The sequence below is a fragment of the Ruegeria sp. D4 genome (assembly GCF_056534475.1).
In genome coordinates, this window is sequence record NZ_JBQFPJ010000023.1 from 1 (window position 1) to 22,865 (window position 22,865).

23 protein-coding genes and 1 pseudogene are annotated in these 22,865 nt (G+C 52.6%); 18 read left to right on the top strand and 6 right to left on the bottom strand.

The window, feature by feature from the left end; all coding sequences use genetic code 11:
• The 3 genes and pseudogenes from ACR0MI_RS21250 to ACR0MI_RS21260 all read right to left on the bottom strand — a co-directional run.
• A pseudogene (locus ACR0MI_RS21250) lies at window positions 1–771 on the bottom strand (IS3 family transposase); the annotation flags it as partial.
• The gene (locus tag ACR0MI_RS21255) at window positions 716–979 is read right to left on the bottom strand and encodes a hypothetical protein (protein ID WP_480442125.1); all 264 of its coding nucleotides are present in this window, start codon (window positions 977–979) and stop codon (window positions 716–718) included. The gene ACR0MI_RS21255 and the pseudogene ACR0MI_RS21250, both read right to left, overlap by 56 nt.
• A 41-nt stretch (window positions 980–1,020) precedes the next feature.
• The gene (locus tag ACR0MI_RS21260) at window positions 1,021–1,866 is read right to left on the bottom strand and encodes an enoyl-CoA hydratase/isomerase family protein (RefSeq protein WP_170612327.1); all 846 of its coding nucleotides are present in this window, start codon (window positions 1,864–1,866) and stop codon (window positions 1,021–1,023) included.
• A 1,118-nt stretch (window positions 1,867–2,984) separates the two neighbouring features.
• Here ACR0MI_RS21260 and ACR0MI_RS21265 point away from each other — a divergent pair.
• The 4 genes from ACR0MI_RS21265 (at window position 2,985) to ACR0MI_RS21280 (ending at window position 7,485) form a co-directional block, all read left to right on the top strand.
• The gene (locus ACR0MI_RS21265; RefSeq protein ID WP_480855530.1) at window positions 2,985–4,232 is read left to right on the top strand and encodes a deoxyribodipyrimidine photo-lyase; all 1,248 of its coding nucleotides are present in this window, start codon (window positions 2,985–2,987) and stop codon (window positions 4,230–4,232) included.
• A 3-nt stretch (window positions 4,233–4,235) separates the two neighbouring features.
• A complete protein-coding gene (locus ACR0MI_RS21270) occupies window positions 4,236–5,729 on the top strand; it encodes a cryptochrome/photolyase family protein (protein ID WP_170619248.1) in 1,494 nt (497 codons plus the stop codon).
• 385 nt (window positions 5,730–6,114) lie between these two features.
• A complete protein-coding gene (locus tag ACR0MI_RS21275) occupies window positions 6,115–6,294 on the top strand; it encodes a YdeI/OmpD-associated family protein (RefSeq protein WP_480442127.1) in 180 nt (59 codons plus the stop codon).
• A 462-nt stretch (window positions 6,295–6,756) separates the two neighbouring features.
• Window positions 6,757–7,485, top strand: coding sequence for an SDR family oxidoreductase (locus ACR0MI_RS21280; protein ID WP_170612308.1), 729 nt, complete (start codon window positions 6,757–6,759; stop codon window positions 7,483–7,485).
• A gap of 48 nt (window positions 7,486–7,533) precedes the next feature.
• Here the strand turns inward: ACR0MI_RS21280 and ACR0MI_RS21285 are convergent, their stop codons facing one another.
• Complete coding sequence (locus ACR0MI_RS21285; protein WP_170612306.1) at window positions 7,534–8,289, bottom strand: N-acyl homoserine lactonase family protein; 756 nt, start codon at window positions 8,287–8,289, stop codon at window positions 7,534–7,536.
• A 41-nt stretch (window positions 8,290–8,330) separates the two neighbouring features.
• On the opposite strand from ACR0MI_RS21285, the gene ACR0MI_RS21290 reads away from it, so the two are divergent.
• From ACR0MI_RS21290 to ACR0MI_RS21310, 5 genes are all read left to right on the top strand, one after another.
• On the top strand, window positions 8,331–9,449 hold the full coding sequence (locus ACR0MI_RS21290) for a pyridoxal phosphate-dependent aminotransferase (RefSeq protein ID WP_170612305.1): 1,119 nt from the start codon (window positions 8,331–8,333) through the stop codon (window positions 9,447–9,449).
• Window positions 9,450–9,635: 186 nt separating this feature from the next.
• Complete coding sequence (locus ACR0MI_RS21295) at window positions 9,636–10,109, top strand: DUF427 domain-containing protein (RefSeq protein WP_108862075.1); 474 nt, start codon at window positions 9,636–9,638, stop codon at window positions 10,107–10,109.
• 6 nt (window positions 10,110–10,115) lie between these two features.
• Window positions 10,116–11,435, top strand: coding sequence for an ABC1 kinase family protein (locus ACR0MI_RS21300; RefSeq protein WP_170612304.1), 1,320 nt, complete (start codon window positions 10,116–10,118; stop codon window positions 11,433–11,435).
• Window positions 11,436–11,810: 375 nt separating this feature from the next.
• On the top strand, window positions 11,811–13,700 hold the full coding sequence (locus tag ACR0MI_RS21305) for an SLC13 family permease (protein WP_170612302.1): 1,890 nt from the start codon (window positions 11,811–11,813) through the stop codon (window positions 13,698–13,700).
• 253 nt (window positions 13,701–13,953) lie between these two features.
• Entirely contained in the window at window positions 13,954–14,859 is a 906-nt protein-coding gene (locus ACR0MI_RS21310; protein ID WP_170612300.1) for a haloalkane dehalogenase, read from the top strand.
• Between the two features lie 32 nt (window positions 14,860–14,891).
• On the opposite strand, the gene ACR0MI_RS21315 is transcribed toward ACR0MI_RS21310, so the two are convergent.
• A complete protein-coding gene (locus tag ACR0MI_RS21315; RefSeq protein WP_170612298.1) occupies window positions 14,892–15,779 on the bottom strand; it encodes a LysR family transcriptional regulator in 888 nt (295 codons plus the stop codon).
• A 104-nt stretch (window positions 15,780–15,883) separates the two neighbouring features.
• Here ACR0MI_RS21315 and ACR0MI_RS21320 point away from each other — a divergent pair, with 104 nt between their 5' ends.
• The 9 genes from ACR0MI_RS21320 (at window position 15,884) to ACR0MI_RS21360 (ending at window position 22,008) form a co-directional block, all read left to right on the top strand.
• On the top strand, window positions 15,884–16,174 hold the full coding sequence (locus tag ACR0MI_RS21320) for a putative quinol monooxygenase (protein WP_170612296.1): 291 nt from the start codon (window positions 15,884–15,886) through the stop codon (window positions 16,172–16,174).
• Window positions 16,175–16,200: 26 nt separating this feature from the next.
• A complete protein-coding gene (locus ACR0MI_RS21325; RefSeq protein WP_170612294.1) occupies window positions 16,201–17,214 on the top strand; it encodes a zinc-binding alcohol dehydrogenase family protein in 1,014 nt (337 codons plus the stop codon).
• Window positions 17,215–17,595: a VOC family protein gene (locus tag ACR0MI_RS21330; RefSeq protein ID WP_170612292.1), complete on the top strand. Its 381-nt coding sequence runs from the start codon at window positions 17,215–17,217 to the stop codon at window positions 17,593–17,595.
• A gap of 144 nt (window positions 17,596–17,739) precedes the next feature.
• A complete protein-coding gene (locus ACR0MI_RS21335) occupies window positions 17,740–18,123 on the top strand; it encodes a nuclear transport factor 2 family protein (protein WP_170612290.1) in 384 nt (127 codons plus the stop codon).
• A gap of 136 nt (window positions 18,124–18,259) precedes the next feature.
• Entirely contained in the window at window positions 18,260–18,763 is a 504-nt protein-coding gene (locus tag ACR0MI_RS21340; protein ID WP_170612288.1) for an aggregation factor core, read from the top strand.
• A gap of 13 nt (window positions 18,764–18,776) precedes the next feature.
• Window positions 18,777–19,229 (top strand): TspO/MBR family protein, encoded by a 453-nt coding sequence (locus ACR0MI_RS21345; protein ID WP_170612286.1) that lies wholly within the window; start codon window positions 18,777–18,779, stop codon window positions 19,227–19,229.
• 11 nt (window positions 19,230–19,240) lie between these two features.
• Window positions 19,241–19,795: a CIA30 family protein gene (locus tag ACR0MI_RS21350; RefSeq protein ID WP_170612284.1), complete on the top strand. Its 555-nt coding sequence runs from the start codon at window positions 19,241–19,243 to the stop codon at window positions 19,793–19,795.
• 171 nt (window positions 19,796–19,966) lie between these two features.
• A complete protein-coding gene (locus tag ACR0MI_RS21355) occupies window positions 19,967–21,148 on the top strand; it encodes an adenylate/guanylate cyclase domain-containing protein (RefSeq protein WP_480855537.1) in 1,182 nt (393 codons plus the stop codon).
• A 92-nt stretch (window positions 21,149–21,240) separates the two neighbouring features.
• On the top strand, window positions 21,241–22,008 hold the full coding sequence (locus tag ACR0MI_RS21360) for a hypothetical protein (protein ID WP_480442109.1): 768 nt from the start codon (window positions 21,241–21,243) through the stop codon (window positions 22,006–22,008).
• Window positions 22,009–22,045: 37 nt separating this feature from the next.
• Here ACR0MI_RS21360 and ACR0MI_RS21365 read toward each other — a convergent pair whose 3' ends face one another.
• Window positions 22,046–22,495: a MarR family winged helix-turn-helix transcriptional regulator gene (locus ACR0MI_RS21365; RefSeq protein WP_480442107.1), complete on the bottom strand. Its 450-nt coding sequence runs from the start codon at window positions 22,493–22,495 to the stop codon at window positions 22,046–22,048.
• Window positions 22,496–22,865 lie beyond the last annotated feature (370 nt).

Consider the following 22,865-nt stretch of genomic DNA (forward strand, 5'->3'; position numbering starts at 1 on the left):
TGACATCGCTGGAGTTCAGCTTGCGGTCCACACGGATCGCCAAGCACTCCCGGCTGTACTCATCGATGACGTTGAGCGTGCGGAATGCCTTTCCGTCATCCGTTCGACAATGCACGAAGTCATAGCTCCAGACATGGTTTCGATGCTCCGGCCGCAGCCGAACACACGATCCATCATTTAACCAGAGCCGTCCCTTCTTCGGTTGTTTCATTGGCACTTTCAGCCCCTCCCGACGCCAAAGCCTTTCGACGCGCTTGTCATTCACCTGCCAGCCCGCATCTCTCAGCAAAGCCGCGATCCGGCGATAACCGTAGCGGCCATACTGGCGGGCCATTTCTATCATGTCCGCCACCAGGCGCTTCTCGTCAGCTCGACCTTTCGGCAGCTTTCGCTGTGTGGATCGGTGCTGTTTCAGGACACGACACGCCCGGCGCTCTGAGACACGCAGTTTGTGGCGCACATGGTTGATGCAGGCACGGCGTCGGGCGGGGCTCAGTAGTTTCCCTTGGCCGCCTCCGTCAGGATCAGTTTGTCCAGGGTAAGATCCGAGACGGCCCTTCGAAGACGCTCATTCTCTTTTTGAAGGCGCTTGAGTTCCTTCAATTGATCCGCGCCCATTCTGCCGTACTTTTTCTTCCAGCGATAATAGGTCTGTTCAACAACACCAATCTGCCGGATTGCATCCAGACGGGACATGCCTTGCCCCATCAATATCTCAACCTGCCGTAACTTCGAGACAATCTCTTCCGGCTTCGGTCGCTTGTTCGCCATGTGGTTCCTCCGTTTTCATAACCATAACGGCGGACCACTTCAGAGGGGGAGGATCAGCGCCCATGCTGTGGATCATTGTGTCGACGGTGTTGACGCTGGTCGCGGCCACTTTGACGACCACATGCCCTGGTGTCGAAACCGGATCGGGTATTTCAACAAGCTCGAACGGTGCATCGGGTCCGTAGGTGTTCAAAACCATTGCCTTCATTGGGGTATTCCTTTTCTTACGTGTTGATTTGGTTCGGGGGATCAGTTGATGTCCTGCACCTGCATAACCAGATCGCCCCACTTGCGCTGGTTTTCGATGTCGTGTTCCAGACCTTGTTCATCCGCGATGGTGAAACGTTTGACCGCCGGGGTTTTGCTGGTGGCCTGATAGAGCCAATAAGCCTCGGCTTTAAGCGCCTCATCAATGGGTTTGTCGATTGATTCGTAGACCATCTTCTTGCACGCATTGATCGACTCAGCTGGGAATTTTGCAATCCGTTCGGCCAGTACGGTCACATAGGGACCAATTTCATCCGGCTCCAACGCCTTGTTGATGGTGCCCAGACGTTCTGCATCATCCGCGTCATAGTCCTGCGCGCTCAGGATGATCTCAAGTGCTTTGCCAAGACCGGTCTGGCGTGCCATGCGAGAGGCGCCACCGCCGCAGGGTAAGATGCCCATGCCGACCTCCATCTGCATGAACTTGTACTTTCCTCGCGCGGCAAAGCGCATGTCGAGCGCCAACGCCAATTCGTGTCCGCCACCGCGTGCAAACCCTTCCAGTTTTGCGATGGTGGCCTGCGGCACCTTGCTGATCCGTTCGCAAACCGATTGCAGGTCCAAAAGCTGTGCATCGTCACGAGATACCGCCTCGGTCGACATATCCTGGAGAAGCTCGGTGTCGTAGTGGCAGACCCAGATTTCCGGATTGGCGGATTGGAAGATTACGACCTTGGTTTCGCGGTCACGCTCCAGCCGCATTGCCAGGCTGTTGAGATCGGCCAGCATTTCCTGGCCTTGCACGTTCACGGAACCAAAGTTGAATGTCACAGTGGCGATGCCGTTTTCAACGTCTACGTCAAAGGTTTGAAAGTTCTCGTATTTCATCAGGCAGTCCTTTCTAGGGCCTCGACGCGGCATGCGTGAGGGGTGTCGGAGAGTTAAAGGTGGAAGTGTGTGGCGCTTTTGCGCCGCGAGGGTTAGCCAGTCCGGCCAATCAAGTCCCTGATCGTGGTCATGACGTCGGCAATGTGATCTTTGTCCCGTGCTGCGGCATGCGGATTTTCGCCACCACCGAAGAGTTTAGAGAAGAGGGACATTGGGCGGCTCCTTTCAGCGTTGCCATGACCGGAGACTAGCGCCGCTTAGGACAGGCGTGAAGCATGTCATGCTATCAGAACACCGGTCTTCGATCCGACGGTACGCTCCTTGCGTGGCCTAGTACGTCCAGATCCTTGGCAAAAGCCCATTCCCCCGCATCACTCTCCCTTGCACGGAGGGCCCAAAACCGCCGTTCAAACAGACCATCGCCAACGACTGCACCGAGCCCCAAGCAGTCGCTTGCTACAGGCAGTGCAAGAACGCAGCAGTGATCCAAATGCCCGCGCCGTCTTGATCTGGGATGACAGACAGCGCGGGCCATAGTCTGGTCATGGGACTGCCCAGACTATTTGGAATGCGAAATTGGACATGCGTAGTTAACCAGAATGGCTTGGCTACTCATTTACGACAGTGTTGTCCCACCTAGTGACCAACTACTCGCACAATGGGACCCTGTCTTCAGAGGCGTGACGGCAAGATCTGATACACAAGCAAACATATAACACGCGAGAAAAATTACTTTATCGCGCGTAAAAAATGTTGAATTGTTGTATTTTAGATTCAAGTATCGGCGTGTGTAGCAAGTTTGTATTGTCAATTTTGCTCACGTAGTAGCCAGATCTGTCTGGTTAGCCTCCTGGAGACGAAAGTGAGTGGCGTCGCCGGGAGGCAATTTTTTTTTGCTGAATGGTCCTCTTAGAAAAAGGTCGAGTTCGGGCGCACACAGCACTCCTATGACCCCTCCTCGCAGGTGTCAGTCTCGCTCGCAGAAACTTCCAACATTCAAGTACCGAAGGCCAATGGCTTTTGTGCAAAAGCCACGTCAGCAGCGAATTGCGGAGACGACTTTAACAAAGATCCATTTTTAGTGGCCATTCGTACACTACTTGAACAATGGAGGTGTCGTGCAGGTCGTTTGGTTCAAACGAGATTTGCGGGTAACGGATCATCCGGCACTAGCGCAAGCGTCTGAGGTCGAGCCAGTTCTGCCACTCTATGTGGTTGAAACTGAGCTTTGGCAGCAACCCGACGCGTCAACACGGCAGTGGAACTTTGTTGCTGAGACAATCGCTGGGTTACGAAAAGACCTTGGGAAACTGGGCCAGCCGCTCATTGTGCGCATCGGGCAAATTGTGGAGGTCCTTTCCCAGTTAAAAGATCGTGGTCTTATCGACGAGCTCTGGTCACATGAGGAAACTGGAAATAATTGGACGTATCAGAGGCCCAGCGTCTGGGCACATTATCAACGGGATCTGTTGAGCGCTTTAGAGCGACTAAAATTCGATCAGGGCTTAGAGATCCGTTTCAACGATGCAGTGAACGGCAATACCGGCATCGACTGTTTCGATCATTGGGCGCGGGAACTGGTGACGACCGGTTACCTCCACAACCATGCGCGCATGTGGTTTGCATCAATTTGGATTTTCACGCTCCACATACCCTGGCATCTTGGCGCGGACTTCTTTTTGCGGCATTTGCTGGATGGCGATCCCGCGTCAAACACGCTGAGCTGGCGGTGGGTCGGCGGATTGCACACGAAAGGCAAAACCTACCTCGCGCGACCCGATAATATTGCCAAATACACGCAAGGACGGTTTCAACCAAAAGGCCTCGCCAAATTTGCAGAACCGTTGACCGAGCCGGTAGATCACCCGCTCATTCCACTTTCTATCCTGCTCATTCCCGCAGACAGCCCTTATCTGTTGCTGTTGACAGAGGATGATCTGTCAAGTGACTGCTTAGTGCGGACATCGCCTGCTGCCGCGATTGGACTTTTGGCGACGCATGGTCGGTCTCCAAACCCGATGGGGGACGCCGCAAAGGATTTTGCCAAGGGCGCGATGAACAGCGCCCTGGAACCCCATGGAAAACACGCGAAATCAGCTGAGGATTGGTGTGGTCCGTTGATCGAGGCAGCACGGAATGCCGGCGTCACGACCATTGCAACAGCCTATGTGCCTGTCGGCCCCACTCGGTCATGGCTGGATCGTGCGGAGCCTTTATTGAGAGACGCAGGCCTATCATTGAATAGGATAATGCTGCCGTACGACGCTATGACATGGCCTCATGCAAGGGCCGGATTCTTCAGCCTTCGAAAGAAGATCCCGTCGCTCTTAGGCCAATTGAACCTAGCCACCCAACAAAGAGAATAGCTCGTGTCCTCTGCAGTCCTTCTACTCCCCAACCAATTGTTTGCCCAACACCCGGGTCTGTCCGCCGGGCCAGACACTGTTGTGCTTTTCGAAGACCCGCTGTTCTTTGGCGATGCGCATTACCCAGCCACGATGCATAAACAAAAGCTTTGGCTGCACCGCGCCTCTATGGCGCGCTATCGCGATGGCTTGGTCGCTAAGGGCATTGATGCCGCGATCTGGCCCTTTGAGCGGCAGTCGGGCGCGTGCCTGCGACTTTTTCAAAACCTACGTGATCGCGGTGTCAGCCAAATGATGATAGCTGATCCGGTAGACTTCATTGCGGAAAGACGTTTGCGGGCGGCGGCTAGCAATACCGGCATCACGCTCGACATCAAGCCATCGCCTGGCTTTCTGAATACGCGGGCCGACAATCTGGATTGGTCTCTCGGTCGAAAACGTTGGCTCATGGCTGAGTTCTACAAAAGCCAACGCCGACGCTTGAACGTTTTGATGGACAGCGGTCAACCGACGGGGGGACAGTGGAGCTTTGACGAGGAAAACCGCAAGAAAGTGCCCAAGGCGCTGTTAGGCAGCCTGCCTTGGATCGATTGGCCTTCCCATGACGCAGTTGATGAAGCCGCAAAAGCAAGCGTTCTTGCTGATTTTCCAGAAGCATTGGGCAGCCTGGATACGTTGTATTATCCGACATCACACAAAGCTGCGTCCGACTGGCTGGCGCAGTTTCTGGAACGGCGGTTCGAACGTTTTGGCGACTATGAAGATGCCATTGTTGAGGGCGAAAACTGGCTATGGCACGCCGTTCTCACGCCAGCATTGAACATAGGATTGTTGGCGCCAAAACAAGTTTTGGACGCTGCCCTGGCGCATGCGGATCGCAAGGGCATTCCCTTGAATTCGGTAGAAGGTTTTATCCGCCAGATCATTGGCTGGCGCGAGTTTATGCGCGCGACTTATGAGAGCCTGGGTGTGCCGATGCGCACTACAAATCATTGGGGCCATCACCGCCCAATGCCCTGCGCTTTCTACGACGGAACCACTGGTATTGATCCGCTGGACGACACGATCAAAAGGGTGCTCAAGACAGGGTATTGTCATCATATTGAACGCCTCATGGTTTTGGGTGGATTTATGTTTCTGTGCGAAATTGATCCGGATCATGTCTATCGCTGGTTCATGGAAATGTTCGTCGACAGCTATGATTGGGTTATGGTTCCTAATGCCTACGCGATGAGCCAGCATGCCGATGGCGGGTTGATCACCACCAAACCGTACTTTTCGGGTTCAAACTATGTTCGCAAAATGAGCCATTGGGGAAAGGGGCCTTGGTCCGACATTTGGGACGGGCTTTATTGGCGCTTTATTCTGAAACACAGCGATAGACTGACTGGCAATCCCCGATGGGCGATGATGTGCCGTACGGCTGGGCGAATGTCACCAGAGGTCAAAAGCAACCACTTGAAGATGGCTGAAGCTTTTTTGCGACGGATGACATAAGCATGAACACTATGGTGGCGCATCACAGATATTGAGGTCACATCCCGTGATCAGCTTTGGGACTGGCTGAGCACGCATTTTGCCCAACGTGATAGCGTCCGCCTGATCACGTGGAAGGCGGCACATCCGCAGAAATATGTCAGTCGGGACGAGGTGCTGGATGCGCTGATCGCGCATGGTTGGATTGATGGAAGACGATTTACAATCGATGAAGACCGGACGGCGCAACTGATCAGCCCGCGAAAGCAGCAAGCTTGGTCCAAAAGCTACAAAGATAGGGCGGAGCGCCTTGGGCAAGAAGGCATAGTGCACCCCGCCGGAGAGGCTTCCATACAAGCCGGTAAAGCTTCAGGGCTTTGGAACTTTTGACGATGTCGATGCTCTTATCGTCCCAGACGATTTATCCGTTGTATTGAACCTGGACAAATGGGAGCGATTGCCCCCGTCTTACCGACGCAATGTCCTGCGCTGGATTAAGGTCGCCAAGTACCCGACAACGCGCCAACGGCGGATCGATAACACGGTCGTAACCACGCACACCGGCGAAAGAATGCAGCAAATGTAGCGCCGTCAGGTTTGTTCTTAGTCCCTAGTTGGAACTTGAACTTTCGTATCGCGTTAGAGCAACGCAGCCAAAATTTTGGTTTGGAGTAGCCGCCACGGAGGTCGCCGTCCGCTTAAGCAATGAATTTTCGCGTTTGTGGCACTACGGTCCAAGTGCTCAGACTTAAGTTCGCGCCAATTCCGCCTCGTTGAGAGGCTGCAAACGGGAAACCCGATGCAATGCCGCGCAGCCTTTGACGCGCCTAAAAGGCCACGCTGCATCAGCGATTTTCGAAAGTCCAATGTTGGAAATTTTCGCAGAGCAGTTACCTAGCAGACAGCTGCGAATGACCAAACTGAGCCCAAAGCGGACGAGCGGTGATTTCAAGCCCAATTGAACCGTGCCAATTTCATGTAAAAGGGATGCCAGGTTCATACTATACTCTATTGTGCCTCATACGAGGCCGAGGTCAGAGGAGTTACTATGAAAACAGCTGTTGTGACCGGCGCCGCGGGAGGGATGGGGCAAGCCATCTGCCGCCAATTGCCGGCAGTCGGTTTCCACGTTGTTGGACTGGACCTCAATGAGGAGGGTTTAGGTGAACTGGCGACAGAATTAGGTTCGAATTTCACGCCAATCTGCGTTGACTTAACTGATCATTCGGCTATCGCTCAGGCGTTTGATGGCATTAAGACAACGCATGGCGGTCTGGATGCTTTGGTAAACAATGCAGGCACCTGCTTCATGTCCGACTTCCCGCACATTCCGCCCGAGGAACTCGAAAAGCAGATGGCAATCAATTTTAATTCTGCTTTCTATTGCTGCCAGCAGGCGGTCCAATTGATGTTGGAACGCGAAGGAAGCAAAAAGATTGTCAATATCTCATCGAACGGAGCTTACAATTTCGATGTTTTTGACCCTCCGCACTACCGTGCGTCAAAGGCTGCGATGGATACTCTAACAAAAGACCTCGCCCGTCGATACGCAAAGGATAAAATCTGTGTAAATTCTCTGGCACCTGCCATGACTGAGACACCGTTGTTCAATGTCTTGACCGAGGAAGTCTTGAAGAAAGCCGTTAGTGCCATGCCACATGGTCATGCGATGCTACCTGAGCAAATCGCCTCTTGGGTTGGTTTTCTCATTTCACCGGCAGGGGATGTTTCCAGCGGGAATGTGATTATTCTGAACCAAGGGCGCGACGTCAGATAATTCTTTGGTGCGACATCACTTTCCGGAAAAATGGTCCAAGGGGTGGGATCAGCTGTAGACTTCTGGTGCTTTCTTCAGAACAGCCCACTGCTTTGGACAATGCCCATAGATTACAAAGGCATCTCGCTCGGATGCCAGACGCATCAACCTGTCTGCGCTGGCAATTGCTGCATCTTCGTCCCAAGACCCGGCAAACTTCTCGTCGATTTCTGCTGGTCGGGAAATCGCATCACTGGTCAATAAAATCGCCCCCGACGGAAGATCGACCATTACCGCGATCTGGCCAGGCGCATGACCGGGTGCCATCAAAACGAAGATACCTGGCCCAATCTCTACGTCGTCATCAATAACCAGGTAATCCTGCTCGGGCCATTCCATCGGCCGCATATCGCCCCAATACAAGGGGCGAGGTAAGGCTCGCTCGGCAGAGGAGATGAGAATGGGACTGTTTGGAAAGTCGCCCAATGCACCGATATGGTCGATATGGGAGTGCGTACAAATCTGTAATGCAATGTCTGACGGAATAAGCCCGAGTTTTGCCAGCTGTGCGCGTGGCAGATTATCTGGTTCGCACTTCAGAACCTCGCCAAACTCGAACAATCGATCTTCTTTGACCGCGGCGTCGGTATCAATGGCGTATTTTTCAGGAAATCCAGTGTCGATGAGTATTGCTTCTCCCAAATCTGTTCGGATCAGAAACCCGCAGATACCTATGATGCGGCCAGTGGAATGGACCTTGAACAGCCCGTAGTCCAAAACCACAAGGTCAATCGGTCGCCCTTTGACAAATCCCTCTGCTTGCACAGACTCTCTCCCTGATTGACTACAAAGATTTTGAGTAGAGCATGAAAGTCAAGATACACACACTTTTTCAATACCTACTGGATACCACGGAAGCGGATCCAGAAGCTTTCGTTGGGTTTTCCTTGTCCGAGTCGCCGCGTTTGGGTGAGTTCATGGATGCGCTGGATCCAGCGCTGCCGTTGGATTGGAACCAAAAGAGCTTTCGGGGTCTGCCTGCTTTACGACGGCATGTTTTGGACCGCGCTGGCTTGTATGATGTTTGCAAGCCAGACGACGTTCTGATCACCGCCGGCGCCGCGGAAGCCAATTATCTTGCATTCATGCAATTGGTCCAACCGGGCGACGAAGTCGTAACGGAACGCCCGGGCTGGCCACAAGCGGGCGTATTGGCAGAGGCAGTTGGCGCGACGCTAAAAGTTGTCGACCGCGAAGAGAGGGCTGGTTGGGTATTGCCGCTCGACAAAGTTGAGGCCGCAGTAACAGCGCGCACGCGGCTCATCTTTATGACCAACCCCAATAACCCCACCGGGCAGTTGATGACACAAGCAGAGCTGGAAAGGCTTGTCCAAATCGCAGATCGCGTAGGTGCATGGCTGGTTGTTGACGAGGTTTACGCGGGATTGGAGTGGGACGGGTCCCGTGCCCCTTCGATTGCTGGTTTGTATCCAAGGGGTATCACGACGGGCAGCGTTTCCAAGGCACTGGGGCTCCAGGGGCTACGCACCGGCTGGATGATATGCCGTGATTCAGATCTCATTTGGGACGCTATTATTCTGCGGGAAAACTCGAGCGAAATTATGAATATTCTTGGCGAAGTCATCGCCGAAATCGCCTTGAGGTCTGACCAATATAATCAGGCTTTGAAAATTGCACGGGCAGCTGGGATGAAAACGCTGGAACGCCTGGATAGGTTTGTTGCCGATCAGCCCAACCTCGATTGGGTCAAACCTCAGGCTGGATTAATTGGTTTGGCACGGCTCGATGGGATTGATGGCGACGTGTTCGCCAAACGCTTGCTCGCCGATCCCTATCGGACATTTCTACTACCGGGTTCGTCTTACGGGATGCAGAACCACATCCGACTGGGTGTGGGGGGAGGTGCTGCTGCCAACCTCGACCTTGGCCTAGAGCGCATGGGCGAACTATTGGCAAACTGGTAGATTTAGGACACTCATTTCGACGGTTCGGGCTGCAAAGTCGGTCAAATAACGTTGCCCGTCCCAAGCTGACACTAAGCCCAATTTTGGTGCAAGTTAACCTGCCATACGCTGAAAGCTTTCTCGCTAGAATAGCGCTGGTTGCGCGCTAGTTCACGTGGAGTAACCGATTCATAACCAAGGTTCGAAATGACAGGTTGGACAACTGAAAACGTCCAAGACTATCCGCGACCACCTGCGCTGCGGGCAGTGCCTCATCGAGTGCGGATCGAGCTCGGCGGTCAAACAATCGTGGAAACCGATCAGGCGTTTCAGGTTCTCGAAACCCACCACGCCCCCACGTATTATATTCCGCCGCAAGACATTGATGCCGTTCTGACAAAGGCCTCGGGTAGATCATTCTGCGAGTGGAAGGGTGTTGCGAGCTACTGGGACGTTCAGAGCGGGGCAGCTGCGGCTAAGAAAGCTGCGTGGAGTTATGCTGCACCAACCATCAAATTTGAACGGATTAAGGGCTATCTCGCCTTTTACGCCGGACTTATGGACGCTTGTTTTGTTGGTGAGTACCGGGTGATCCCGCAACCCGGGGACTTCTATGGAGGTTGGGTCACCGAAAACTTGAAGGGTCGCATAAAAGGCGCTCCGGGCACGGAATTTTGGTGAGTACTGATGACCGACCCTAAATCCTCACCAACCCCTTTGGCAGTTCCTACAAGCCGTTTGGTCCGTGTTGCCGGTTTAAGCAGCATGACGGCAGGCATTGCGGGGAACATGGCAGCACGCGCCCTAAGAGAGATCGGTCGCGGCGCGCGACCCGATATGCGTGGATTGTTGATGACACCCGGCAACGTGACACGAGTCGCGGATCAACTCGCTCGCATGCGAGGCGCCGCGATGAAGGTGGGTCAGTTGATTTCGATGGATGCAGGTGAGGTCTTGCCGCCTGAACTGGCTGACATCATGGCGCGTTTACGAGATCAGGCGCATTTCATGCCACCGAAACAATTGCGCGACGTCCTGAACCGAGCTTGGGGTGCAGATTGGCGAAAATCCTTCAAAGATTTTAACGTTAGGCCCATAGCGGCAGCGAGCATTGGGCAAGTACATCGTGCGACATTGAAAGACGGGCGCGACGTGGCGATCAAAGTGCAATATCCCGGTATCGCGCGCAGTATCGACAGCGATGTTGCCAACGTGGCTGCTTTGGTTCGGATGTCGGGTCTGCTCCCCAAAAGGTTTGATCTGGGTCCGTATATCCAAGAGGCGCGCAGACAATTACATGAAGAAGCGGATTATGAACGCGAGGGGCAACACCTGCGCTATTTTGCTGAACTGTTACAGGCAGATGAAGCTTTCGAAGTCCCAGAGTTCTATCCGGATTGGAGCAATTCAGAAGTTCTGACGATGTCCTTTCTGGAAGGTCGCCCGATCGAAGCAGTGAGTGATGCGACCAAATTGGAACGCAATCAAGTATCCGAGGCACTGGTCGATCTCACGCTACGCGAGATTTTTGACTTCGGCATCATTCAAAGCGATCCAAACTTTGCCAATTACCGATACAACCCAGATAATGGGAAGATTAGTCTCTTGGATTTTGGCGCGTCACGTGCGCTGCAACCATATGCAATCGATAGTTACGCGCATCTGTTACGCGCAGGGTTACTAGAGGATGATGCAGATCTTCGTAGGGCTGCGATCCAAATGAAGCTTATTGCAGACGACGGCCCATACGACGACCGCATCCTCGGAATGATCCGCAGCGTTTTTGACGCAATCCTATCTGCGGATGAATTTGATTTCTCCGACCGAGCGCTCTCCAACCACTTGAACAAAGAAGGCATGGCTTTGGCTGAGGCCGGGTATTTCCCACACCAGCTTCCAATGGATGTTCTTTACCTTCAGCGAAAGATTGGAGGGATGTTCTTATTGGCCACTCGATTGAATGCCTCGTTGCCTGTGAAGACACTTCTTGCAAAGTACGTCAACTAACCCAAAGCTTCCGACGACAGACAGGAATGACCAGCATATACTCGCGCCTAGGGCAGCATAGCCCGCAAAGCTGTTGCTGGCAGTAAGTGCAGCGAAGGTCCGCGCCGAGTCCATATGAATAATGACGATACGGAATATGTAAGTGTTTGTACTCGAGAAATAGTGAAAATTCATTTTGCATTACGATGGTTAAGAGAGGCTTGGGAGTTTGTCACCAGCGTCTCTTTGGGTTGGCGAAATCCAGGTTTCAGCAGATATCACGTCCGAGAAAACAAGCCGCGTGAGTCGGCCTGATGGATCTTGGCCTTATCTGACGCGCAGAGTTGGTTCTTCGTATTTGCTGGTAGTCAGGTAACGTTAGGTTGGGAGTGCGATATGGAATTACCGACACTGACATACGAAATGATAGCCGTACTGAGTCTATTGTCTTTTACCGTCTTACTTTTTGTTACCGAGATTATACGGATCGATGTCGCAGCAATTCTTGTAATGGTGCTGCTTGGTGCACTGAGCTATCTCCCGGGGCTGGGTAATCTTGCCAATATATCAAAGCTCTTTGAAGGTTTTTCCTCGAACGCAGTGATGTCCATCATCGCAGTTATGGTAATCGGGGCTGGGCTTGATAAGACGGGGCTTATGTCAAAGGTTGCGGCCCTGATCCTCAAGAATGGAGGCACGACAGAGGCTCGGATAATCCCGATAATTTCAACTACGGTTGGTGTGATCAGCTCTTTCATGCAGAACGTGGGAGCTGCTGCGCTTTTTCTGCCCGTTGTGAGCCGCATCTCAGCGCGTACAGAAATACCGATGAGTCGGTTGCTTATGCCCATGGGGTTTTGCGCGATTCTGGGTGGTACGATCACATTGGTCGGGTCGTCGCCTCTCATCCTTTTGAACGACCTGATTGTTTCGGCAAACTCATCTCTTCCGGCTAACCAACAAATGGAGACATTTGGGTTGTTTTCAGTCACGCCTATCGGTGTGATGCTGGTGCTGACAGGGGTGCTTTACTTTGTGCTCTTTGGTCGTTGGGTTCTTCCAGCGCAGCGAGAGCGTGGAGAAGACGCAAGCTCAGCCCGGTCCATGCAGACCTACGTCGAAAACACCTATGGGCTTAGGGCTGATATGTTCGAGATACGTGTTCCAGAAGGTTCGATCTTGATTGGACAAACGCTCGCGGATGTCATGGTCGCCCATAATTTATACATTCTCGGCACATCCTATCGCGGCCACAAGGTCATCGCGCCGATGGCTGATACCAAGATCGAAGCGCCAGCGCGGCTTGCAGTGCTTGGCCTGCGCCGTGTGGTTGAGCATCAGTTCGCTGAGCCTTATGGCTTAGAGATTCTGCCCCAACTGGATGTCTTTGCAGATGATTTCGCCGCGACCCAATCAGGGGTGGCAGAGGTTGTTATTCCGCCCGGTTCTTCAGTGATCGGCCAGACTCCGATTGATTTGCGTCTCCGTCAGACACATGGTTTGTCTCTGTTGGCCATTCAGCGCGGCGAAGAAACACTGAGCCATGTAGAAACGGAAGATCATTCAGCCACGCATATCGGGCAAGTCCCTTTGCAGGCGGGTGATACGTGTGTCGTGCACGTGCAATGGGACCGTCTGACACGACTGAAGTCAGACAGGGATTTTGTCGTCGTAACTTCGGACTTTCCCCAAGAAGAGTTACGCCCACACAAGGTCGGATGGGCGCTTGCTTTCTTCCTAATAGCGTTGAGCTTAATTCTGTTTTCTGATCTGCGCTTGTCATTATGCCTGTTGATCGGCGCTATTGGGATGGTGTTGAGCCGGGTGCTCTCGATTGACGAAGCCTACGAGTCGATAAGTTGGAGCACAGTCTTTCTACTGGCTTCGCTGATCCCGTTGGGCCAAGCAGTTCAGAACACTGGCACTGCGGATTGGATTGCCGCGCATGTGTTAGCCCTCCTGAAGGGGTGGCCGATCTGGTCTTTGCAAGCAGGGATCGCCGTTTTGGCAACGGCGTTCACGCTGGTCATGTCCAACGTAGGTGCAACTGTTCTGCTGGTGCCGCTGGCGGTTTCTATTGCCGTATCGGCGGGTGGTAACCCGGCCGTATTTGCTCTCACCGTGGCAATTTCAACGTCCAACTCATTTTTGATCCCCACACACCAGGTGAATGCGTTGATCATGGGCCCAGCAGGCTATCGGGTGGTCGATTTCGTTCGCTCGGGCGGAATCATGACTCTCCTTTTCTTGGTTGTTTCAATGACCGGACTTGCGCTTTTCTTCTGAGCCGCTTCTCGGCGACCCGTACAATGAACTCTGCTTCAGCTCAGAAGAACTGGCAAGATGAGGTCTTGGAGGCCAATCCTTTTGTTGGAGCAGAAAATCCGAGATCTATACAAATGGACTTTCGCTGCGAGAAAGAGAAGAAGGGCGGCGAACAAATGCAAACCTGACGTCGACATACGCTGGTACTGGACCGTCTTTGTTTTATCGATCACTGTTGCTTGGCCAATACCGTCGGCATATTGGAGAGTTCACAATGAAGTTCCTTCGAACACCTGACCATCGGTTTGACGGGTTGCCAGATTTCGCATTCGGCCCGAATTATCTTGATGTGGATAATACCGAAGGCGGTCGTCTCCGAATGCACTATTTGGACGAGGGACCGGAACAGGCACCGCCCGTATTGTTGATGCACGGAGAGCCAACCTGGTGCTTCCTGTATCGGCACATGATTCCGTTATTCAAAGATGCGGGCCATCGAGTACTGTCTCCTGATTTGATTGGGTTTGGACGGTCGGACAAGCCCACCGAGCGATCCGACTACACCTACCAACGCCATGTAGACTGGATGTCCGAGTGGTTGCGGAAAGTTGACCTGACTGGCATCACATTGGTGTGTCAGGACTGGGGCGGACTCATTGGCTTGCGGCTGGTTGCGAGTATGCCCGAGCGTTTCTCTCGTGTGGTTGTGGCGAACACGGCCCTACCTACCGGTGACGTGCCCTTGGGTGAGGCATTTCTTTCATGGCGGGAATATTCACAATCTGTGCCTGAATTTAATTCGGGCCGTATCGTATTTGGCGGCACAACATCGAAGATTTCAGATGAAGAGGTTGCAGCCTATAACGCACCGTTTCCGGATTCGCGCTATCTGGCAGGCGCTCGCGAGTTTCCAGTGTTGGTGCCCGACTCGCCTGACAATCCAGCTTCTGAAGCCAACCGAGCCGCATGGGAAACCCTCAAGACCCTAAACACCCCGTTTCTGACTGTTTTTGGAGAAGACGACAGGGTCATGGCGGGGGTAGACAAACTGTTCCAAAAGTCGATCCCTGGGGCAGTTGGTCAAAATCATACTGTTTTGCCTAAAGCGGGGCATTTCATTCAAGAAGATGCTGGGGCAGAGCTAGCAAACGCGACTTTGAAATTCATTGAGCAAACATAACGGCTGTCAGATTAGTGACTTCCCCTGCGGCCTCAACTCACGCCAAATTTGCGACGCAAATGCTCAGCTAAGGCCGTTATGCGACGTGGTTGGGCTCGGCTCGGCGGAAACATCATTTGCAAAGGTTTCGGCGGTGGGAGGAAGTCGCGCAAGACAGAAACAAGTTTGCCAGATCGAACATCTTCGCCGACATCCAGCTCCGACTTCAAGACGACCCCATGACCTGCAATCGCCCATTCGCGGATGAGTGAACCATCATTGACTATTCGATTTCCTTTTACCGATACGCGCTGGGCATTTGGTCCTGATCCAAACTCCCAAACGTTGTCGATTATGTCGCCAAACCTCATAACCAAGCAGTTGTGGTTCAATAGATCTTCTGGTTTTTCAGGCGTTCCGAATAAGGCTAGGTAACTTGGGGAGGCACATACGAAACGTTGGTAGCTTCCTAAATTTCGTAATCTGAGCGAGCTGTCTGTGATGTTGCCGAAGCGAACGGCGAGGTCAAAACCCCGGCCTACAAGGTCGACGTAGCCGTCCGAGAGGGACAGTTCGATTGAGACGGCAGGGTTCTCTTCGGTGAATTCGGCAATAACCTCGGAAACAAAGCTCCGCCCCAAATCGATAGGCGCGCTTATGCGAATTGGACCAGACAAAGTTTCGGCGCCGTGCCGAACAAGCGTATCCAGGTCCGCAACCTCACTGAGTACGTTTCTTGCTCCATCGGCTAGTGTACGGCCTTCTTCGGTCAGGCTAATAGAACGAGTGGTGCGGTTGAACAAAACCACTCCGTAGTGTGCCTCCAGAGCCGCGAGTCGCTCGGACACTGTCGTGCTCGACATCCCTGTTGCGCGCGCTGCGGCCACAAGACTGCCTTTCTCGGCTATAGTCAGAAACAAGCGAAGATTGTCTAAAAGCATTAAACGGAATTTCCGGATTATATGTTCGATCTCGCCCTGTTTATCCCGAAAAGCCTGCGGCGTAAATCTAGCGCATCGCTCAAGAACACAAGGGACCTATTCCAATGGCCAAGCTGACAATTGTCGCCAACATCAAAGCCAACCCCGACAAGATCGACCTTGTAAAGGGTGAGTTGATCAAGCTCATCGACATAACCCGTGCCGAAGAGGGTTGCATTAACTACGACCTGCATCAGGACAACGGCAACCCGGCCCATTTCGTATTCTACGAAAACTGGCAAAGCCGGGAGCTTTGGCAAACCCACATGGGTGCTCAGCACCTTGCGGCTTACCTGGAAGCAACAGAGGGTGCCGTTGCAGAATTCACGTTGAATGAAATGACAGTCATCGGTTGATACAAAACCGAACAAAGGAGCACTTTATGAAAGCCGTGGGATACCGTGAGACAGGGTCGATTGATCGGGCGGACGCCTTAATCGACTTCGAGGCCGACAAACCGACGCCGAAGGGGCATGACTTGTTGGTGAAAGTGCAGGCCGTTTCAGTGAACCCGGTCGATACGAAAATTCGGCAAAAACGTGCTCCTGTAGGTCCAGCACCTGATATTTTGGGGTGGGACGCAGTAGGCATCGTCGAAGCAGTTGGCGAAACGGTTGAGACTTTCCGTCCGGGAGATGCAGTTTGGTATGCCGGGGCAATAGACCGACCGGGAACCAATGCCGAGTTTCATCTGGTGGATGAACGTATTGTCGGAGCCGCGCCAAAATCCATACCGGCGAAAGCGGCTGCGGCGATGCCGCTAACGACGCTTACTGCCTTTGAGATGCTGTTCGACCGCTTGCGAGTCCAAGATGCCGTTTCCGGCGGAACCAATACGTTGCTGGTTATTGGTGGCGCAGGCGGTGTCGGGTCAATCACCATTCAATTGGCGCGGGCTCTCACTGACTTGACAGTGATAGCGACGGCGTCCCGACCCGAGACACAAGACTGGGTTCGAGGGCTGGGCGCACACCACGTCATCAACCACGCAGAACATTTTGGCACACAACTCGAGGCTCTGGGTATCGAAAATGTGGATTTCGTCTATTCAACAAACCATTCCCAGCTTTATGCGTCTCAAGCTGGAGAGGTGATGACACCTCAAGGTCGCTTTGGGTTGATTGATGATCCTGAAACCTTCGACATCGCGCCGTTCAAACCCAAATCGATCTCATTGCATTGGGAGTTCATGTACACTCGGTCGCTTTTTGGGACTGGCGATATGAACCGTCAAAGCGAAATCCTGAATCAGGTCGCCGCGTTGATAGATGATGGAGGGATCAGATCTACAGCGACCGAAACACTTGGTAGGATCAATGCTACAAACTTAATAAAAGCGCATGCTATCCTCGAAAGCGGCAAGGCCAAAGGAAAGCTCGTGCTTGAGGGTTTTTAGATGAGAATTGAGCGACTGGATCATGTGAATATCGTGACCACAAGGTTGCCTGAGATGGTTACTTGGTATGAAGAGGTCCTGGGTTTAAAACTCGGGGCCCGCCCTGATTTTCCGTTTCCCGGAGCTTGGTTGTATGCGGGTGATGACGCCGTGGTCCACCTTGTGGGTCACGAAGGAACACCTAACGTCGGCTCCGAAGTGAAGCTCAAGCTCGAGCATTTTGCGCTCTCAGCCACGGGCTTGAGCGCATTCGAAGAAAAACTGAGCTCGAGTCAGATCAAGTACCGCAAAACTGACGTCCCGGGCGCTCGAATGGTCCAAATCCATGTGGCCGATCCTGATGGAAATCATATTCATATAGACTTCGAAGAAATCGAGTAAGGGACAAACCCTCGAAATAGTCGGAACGCAAAATCAAGCGCGTAGCTTCTTGCCAGTTAGTGGTCGAGATCTTTGCCAGGTTGTTTCCAAGAATTATGCGGACCAACGTTTTTGGGCGGTACAAACGTCGATTTGGAGATCAGCATGCCGGACCTCGGAACAAACAAAAAAAACGTCATTGCTTTCTACGAAATGATGTTCAACGAGTGTCGACCTGCCGAGGCCATAGCAACCTTTGTTGGTGATACCTATACGCAGCACAACCCGCATGTTGGCGACGGCAAGCAAGCCTTTGTCGAGTACTTCGAGCGCATGGCTGCTGAATACCCGGGAAAGCGTGTGGATATCAAACGTGCCTTTGCTGAAGACGACCACGTTATTCTGCATTGCCACCAAATCTGGCCCGATGGTCTCGAGTACGCAGGGATCGATATTTTTCGCCTGGATGTCGATGGGAAGGTTGTCGAGCACTGGGACGTTCTTCAGGAGGTTCCGGCAAACAGCGAGAACGAAAACGGCATGTTTTGACTTATCCATTCTGACAGCGGTGCATGGAACTTCGAAAGGCCCTGTCGGCCAAACCACCATAGTCAAGGGGCATAAGTCTGATCCAAGAAATCCGCCGAAGCGTATCTATCAAGAACCAATAAGGAAGGAGATAAATATGCTCCCGAAGAGTATTCTTGCGGCGACCCTTGGATTATTTGCAGCTACTTCGCTTCAGGCTGGTGTACAAATTCGCTTTATAGAAGGCGCACCCAAAGACCGTTTTGTTTTGAAAAATGTCGGAGCTTGCGAAGTAGAAGCCTCGACCGTCAAAATTGACTTGTCGCAATCTGCCGGGCGTCTGATTTTCGACGTTACCCAAAAGGGTGCGGGCGTGGAGGTATTCCAACCTCTCGAATTCGTTGAGGGTGCGGATGCTCTGCGTCAAATTCCAGCGGTCGTGGATGGGCAAGATACAATTGAGCTTGAGATCGCCTCCCTCGGAGTCGGGGACAATCTCGCCTTTACCATCGATGTCGATGACACTATCGGGCAACGCGAAATCACCGTAACAGGGTCGGAGATCGCAGGCGCCACGGTGTCATATACCGATGCGGATGAGACTAATACTGCGACCTTCTCTTCCGAAGCACTTGTGAACGTGACGACCAAGGACTGCTAAAAGCTATCCAACAATGTCGAATTGGTTGATCCGCATAGCATTCCTTGCGCTGATGGTGGGAGGCGGCATCCTGATCGGGACACTGACTGCACCCGGCGATTGGTATGCACAGCTTTCTAAACCGGCTTTCAATCCACCAAATTGGATTTTTGGGCCGGTTTGGACGGTGCTTTATGTCTTGATCGCTATGGCGGGTTGGCGCCAGTTTGAAACAGACCGAAGCTCGACCGCCATGAAGCTGTGGTGGGCACAGATGGGTCTGAACTTTTTGTGGTCCCCGACCTTTTTCGTACTGCAACTGCCGTGGTTTGCCTTTTTGGTCATTGTCGCGTTGTTGGCTGTCATCGTTGTGTTCATCGTTAAGGTCAGGAATTCGGATCGGATTTCTGCACTAGCCTTCCTGCCGTACTTTGCATGGGTCGCATTTGCCACTGTCTTGAACCTTTCTATTGCAATACTGAACTGAGAAAGAACGATATGCGTGGAAACTTCGCTGGGCTCGTTTCAGGTCTTGTTATCATCGGATTTACAATGGCACAGGCTGATGGAAATCTTGCCGAAGACTTCTCTAAGTCTCCGGAGAAGCGTTGGGACTTCGTTGCCGACACCGTCATGGGAGGAGTTTCTTCAGGTCAGGTGCAGTTTAGTTCGGAAGGTGATGTTGCATTCGCACGGTTGACCGGAACCGTCAGTACAGAAAACAACGGCGGCTTCATCCAGTTCCGACGCAAGTTGACTGACAGGCCAGATGCAAGTGTATCAGGCGTCAGGCTGTTGGTACGGGGGAACGGCGAGCTGTACTTTGTTCACCTCAGAACACGTGGCACGGTGCTTCCGTGGCAATACTATCAGGCCGAGTTCGCAACTTCTGACGAATGGACCGAAGTCTCTTTACCTCTGTCAGGCTTCAAGGCATCAGGTGCCATGTTACGCGCTATTCCCGTTGCAGACGCAATCACTTCAGTTGGAGTTGTAGCCTTCGGGCGCGATCACGAGGCCCGCGTAGATGTAAGCGAGATTGGTTTCTACTGAAGGTCAGGTTCCTAATTTTACCTCTGTTGCCAGCCAATGTGAAACTTGAGGTTGTCTTGTCTGAGGGTGATGATTTCGCAAAAAACCTCGACCGTCCAATTAGGGGCTGGCGGTTTTGACGCAACATCATTTCAAACGTACTCTGGCAGCGGCCAAGCGCAAACGAGGACCATGTCTGATCCCGAGAACAGAAGTGACTCCGCCGCGGAACATTCGTCGCGTGCTGTAGCCGATGGTATCGGCGTGGCAACGGAGGAATTCAGAATTTCGATGCCAATAGGGATCGGAGCAGTTTTGGCTGCACTTGCCTCTTTGGCCACATGCTATTCTGGAATTCTGTTGACTTATTTGGTTGGCTATGAAGCGCTTTCAATAAATCCACATGCGCAAGCCGTGCTCATGTGGGTGTTTGCTTTGTTGGCGGTCAGTTTCTTGTGGAGAGACCGGAAACGGCATGCCAAAGAGCTTCCACTCGTCCTTGGTGGAATTGCTGCCGCTATACTGATTATCACACTGTATTTTGGCTATGACGAACGCGTAGAAGCGCTCGCCTATGTGCTTTTGGTGATTGCGGCTTTGCTAAACCAAAACTTCATTCTCGACGCGTTAAACCACACGGTTCGTAACCAGACGCGTGAAATAGAGGCTTTGAACGAAAGGCTGACAGAGAAGGTGAAGCGCCAGGAAGGCGAGATTGACAGGCTAGGGCGACTTAAACAATTCCTTGCTCCTCAGGTGGCGGAGCTTGTCGTAGAAGAAAACTCTGACGAGCTTCTTAAGACCCATCGTCAATACATCTCTTGCCTATTCTGCGACATCCGGAATTTCACCGCCATTTCCGAGGCGATTGAGCCGGAAGATGTCATTACCCTTCTCCAGCAATTCCACGATGACGTAGGTCAGTTAGTTGCCCAACACAAGGGGACGATTGGATACCGAGCTGGAGATGGTTTGATGGTCTTCTTCAATGATCCGGTTCCCTGCGAGCAACCCGTCCTGCAAACCGTGCGGTTGGCTAAAGCAATAAGCGAAGCCTTTGACAGAATTCGAGCACCCTGGCTGAGGCTTGGGCATGCGATGGGTTTGGGTATCGGGATCAGCAGCGGTTACGCAACCCTTGGGCTTATCGGGTTTCATGGTCGGGCCGACTATACCGCTATCGGCGGCGTGGTGATCACTGCATCGAGGCTTTGCGATTTTGCCAGCGACGGGCAGATCCTTTTGAACCAACGGGCGCTATTAGACATAGAAGATTATGTGGAGACAGAAGAACTGGAAGAAAGAGAGCTGAAGGGGATCGGTAACCCCGTGCAGATTTTTCGTGTTCTCAGTCTCTCTGATCAGGCAAATTGATGCGCATTGTCGTTAGGAGATCACGCGTTCTTTGCATTGAATCTTCGCGACACCGATACACCTTTGCATTGCAGTTTCTAGGAGCATCTAGATTGATTGCAAGAACCATAGCCTTGTTGATCTTTGCTGTGTCTACCCCGGCCACAGCATTGCATCTTCGCGAAACAGGGCACTACGAGCTCAATCAACCCGCAAGTCTTGACTACGATCCAACGTTTTGCGGGCTGTGGATTGCGAACGAGGGACCCGAGGCAATTCTCGTTACGTTGCAAGGGGATCAATTGCGCCGAATATCCAGTGATCTCTTCCGGATCAAAGCAATTGCTATCGAAGGGGATCACTTGTTGGTTGGCGACGGTCTTGGAAGACTCCAACGTGTCACCAAGGAAGGAACCGCTTTAGGAACACCCTTTGAACTTGAAGGTGGGTTTGCGGATACTGAAGGGATCGCGATCAATGCCAAAGGGCAGATTGTGACCGTGGAAGATGACCCTGAACGATTATCTTGGTTCACTTCAGAGGGTGCTTTGACGGCAAGGTTGGATACCATGAAGCTTTCTCCTCCGTTGAGTGAGGCGCAAGGAATCGCGATTGATCCGCGTACCGGTCACATGTTGATTGTTGATGATTGGGAAGGGTCAAACAGCTTGTATGAGTTCACGGCAGACGGCCAACTACTCGCCCAGCAAAGCTTGTTGGAGTTTGGAACCGACCCGGAAGGCATCGCCATAAGGCCAGGATCAAACCAATTGTTCGTGGCATTCGACGGTGGCGCAAAGATTGTGACATTTGACTACACGCCCACCTTGCCTGAAGGATCACCGCCGCTTCCCCCGGGCGGAGATTGCATGATGTTCTAACAATTTGGCTTCGTATTCTGGTTGGCGTTGGTATTTCTTAGTCCCGTTCGCTGTCCAAAACTTTGCGTATGAGCGTCAGATTCGGCAGCGAATTGTGAAATGGATCGAACCCGAGTTCGGACAATACTGGACCAAGCGCTTTTGACATCTGTTCCATACAAGCACTCAAAAACTCCGCGCCTTGCGGCGTGGACCGGGCAATTTTCGAACGCTTGTCATTGGGGTTGGCTTCAAGGGTAATTAGGGCATGATTTTCAAGGCTGGAGAGCATGTGCGTCATCGACGTCTTGGGCACTTGAAACGCGTTCGATAGCTGTAGCGGAGTTTCTCCGTCGGGGCGCCGGACCAGGTGGCCCAATATGCCAAATTGGGTTGCGGTCATTCTGCCAGGTAAGAACGCTTCTAGCTTGGTCGAGATCAACTGATTGATGATCCCGACCTCGGTGAAGAACCGGTAGACTTCGTTGGTCTCATCTTCAGGCTTCATTCAGAATTCGTGTCTCTAGAGTCCAGCGGGGCGTGGCAATTGGTTCAGGCCCATACCCCATACGGTTTTGGCGTCCACGGAGCCAGCGCGTCATGCGGCGTGCGTGTAGCGAGAAACGCAACCGCGCCGGTTGCCGCCAGTATTGTGCCTCCGCCTAGAATCTTGAGAAAACGTCTTCGATTTGGCATCTTGACTCTCCAATAGTACGATATCGAACTAAATTAATCCGAAATCGTACTATTGCAACCCCGTCGATGCAGTGATTGGTTGAGTGACCTGAAAAAAGTAAGTCAGAACTGCCGGACTTAACGATGGACTGCCGTGTTAGGCAGGTATTCGGAGCGCCTTCGGTGCCTAAAACAAGCATCTA

Bases quoted from the DNA above. Each gene is read 5' to 3' on its own strand.
- ACR0MI_RS21260 (WP_170612327.1), bottom strand. From the start codon at position 1,866: ATGAAATACGAGAACTTTCAAACCTTTGACGTAGACGTTGAAAACGGC.
- ACR0MI_RS21305 (WP_170612302.1), top strand. From the start codon at position 11,811: ATGGAATTACCGACACTGACATACGAAATGATAGCCGTACTGAGTCTA.
- ACR0MI_RS21295 (WP_108862075.1), top strand. From the start codon at position 9,636: ATGACAGGTTGGACAACTGAAAACGTCCAAGACTATCCGCGACCACCT.
- ACR0MI_RS21255 (WP_480442125.1), bottom strand. From the start codon at position 979: ATGAAGGCAATGGTTTTGAACACCTACGGACCCGATGCACCGTTCGAG.
- ACR0MI_RS21310 (WP_170612300.1), top strand. From the start codon at position 13,954: ATGAAGTTCCTTCGAACACCTGACCATCGGTTTGACGGGTTGCCAGAT.
- ACR0MI_RS21320 (WP_170612296.1), top strand. From the start codon at position 15,884: ATGGCCAAGCTGACAATTGTCGCCAACATCAAAGCCAACCCCGACAAG.
- ACR0MI_RS21280 (WP_170612308.1), top strand. From the start codon at position 6,757: ATGAAAACAGCTGTTGTGACCGGCGCCGCGGGAGGGATGGGGCAAGCC.
- ACR0MI_RS21350 (WP_170612284.1), top strand. From the start codon at position 19,241: ATGCGTGGAAACTTCGCTGGGCTCGTTTCAGGTCTTGTTATCATCGGA.
- ACR0MI_RS21345 (WP_170612286.1), top strand. From the start codon at position 18,777: ATGTCGAATTGGTTGATCCGCATAGCATTCCTTGCGCTGATGGTGGGA.
- ACR0MI_RS21340 (WP_170612288.1), top strand. From the start codon at position 18,260: ATGCTCCCGAAGAGTATTCTTGCGGCGACCCTTGGATTATTTGCAGCT.
- ACR0MI_RS21355 (WP_480855537.1), top strand. From the start codon at position 19,967: ATGTCTGATCCCGAGAACAGAAGTGACTCCGCCGCGGAACATTCGTCG.
- ACR0MI_RS21365 (WP_480442107.1), bottom strand. From the start codon at position 22,495: ATGAAGCCTGAAGATGAGACCAACGAAGTCTACCGGTTCTTCACCGAG.
- ACR0MI_RS21300 (WP_170612304.1), top strand. From the start codon at position 10,116: ATGACCGACCCTAAATCCTCACCAACCCCTTTGGCAGTTCCTACAAGC.
- ACR0MI_RS21325 (WP_170612294.1), top strand. From the start codon at position 16,201: ATGAAAGCCGTGGGATACCGTGAGACAGGGTCGATTGATCGGGCGGAC.
- ACR0MI_RS21335 (WP_170612290.1), top strand. From the start codon at position 17,740: ATGCCGGACCTCGGAACAAACAAAAAAAACGTCATTGCTTTCTACGAA.
- ACR0MI_RS21330 (WP_170612292.1), top strand. From the start codon at position 17,215: ATGAGAATTGAGCGACTGGATCATGTGAATATCGTGACCACAAGGTTG.
- ACR0MI_RS21290 (WP_170612305.1), top strand. From the start codon at position 8,331: ATGAAAGTCAAGATACACACACTTTTTCAATACCTACTGGATACCACG.
- ACR0MI_RS21315 (WP_170612298.1), bottom strand. From the start codon at position 15,779: ATGCTTTTAGACAATCTTCGCTTGTTTCTGACTATAGCCGAGAAAGGC.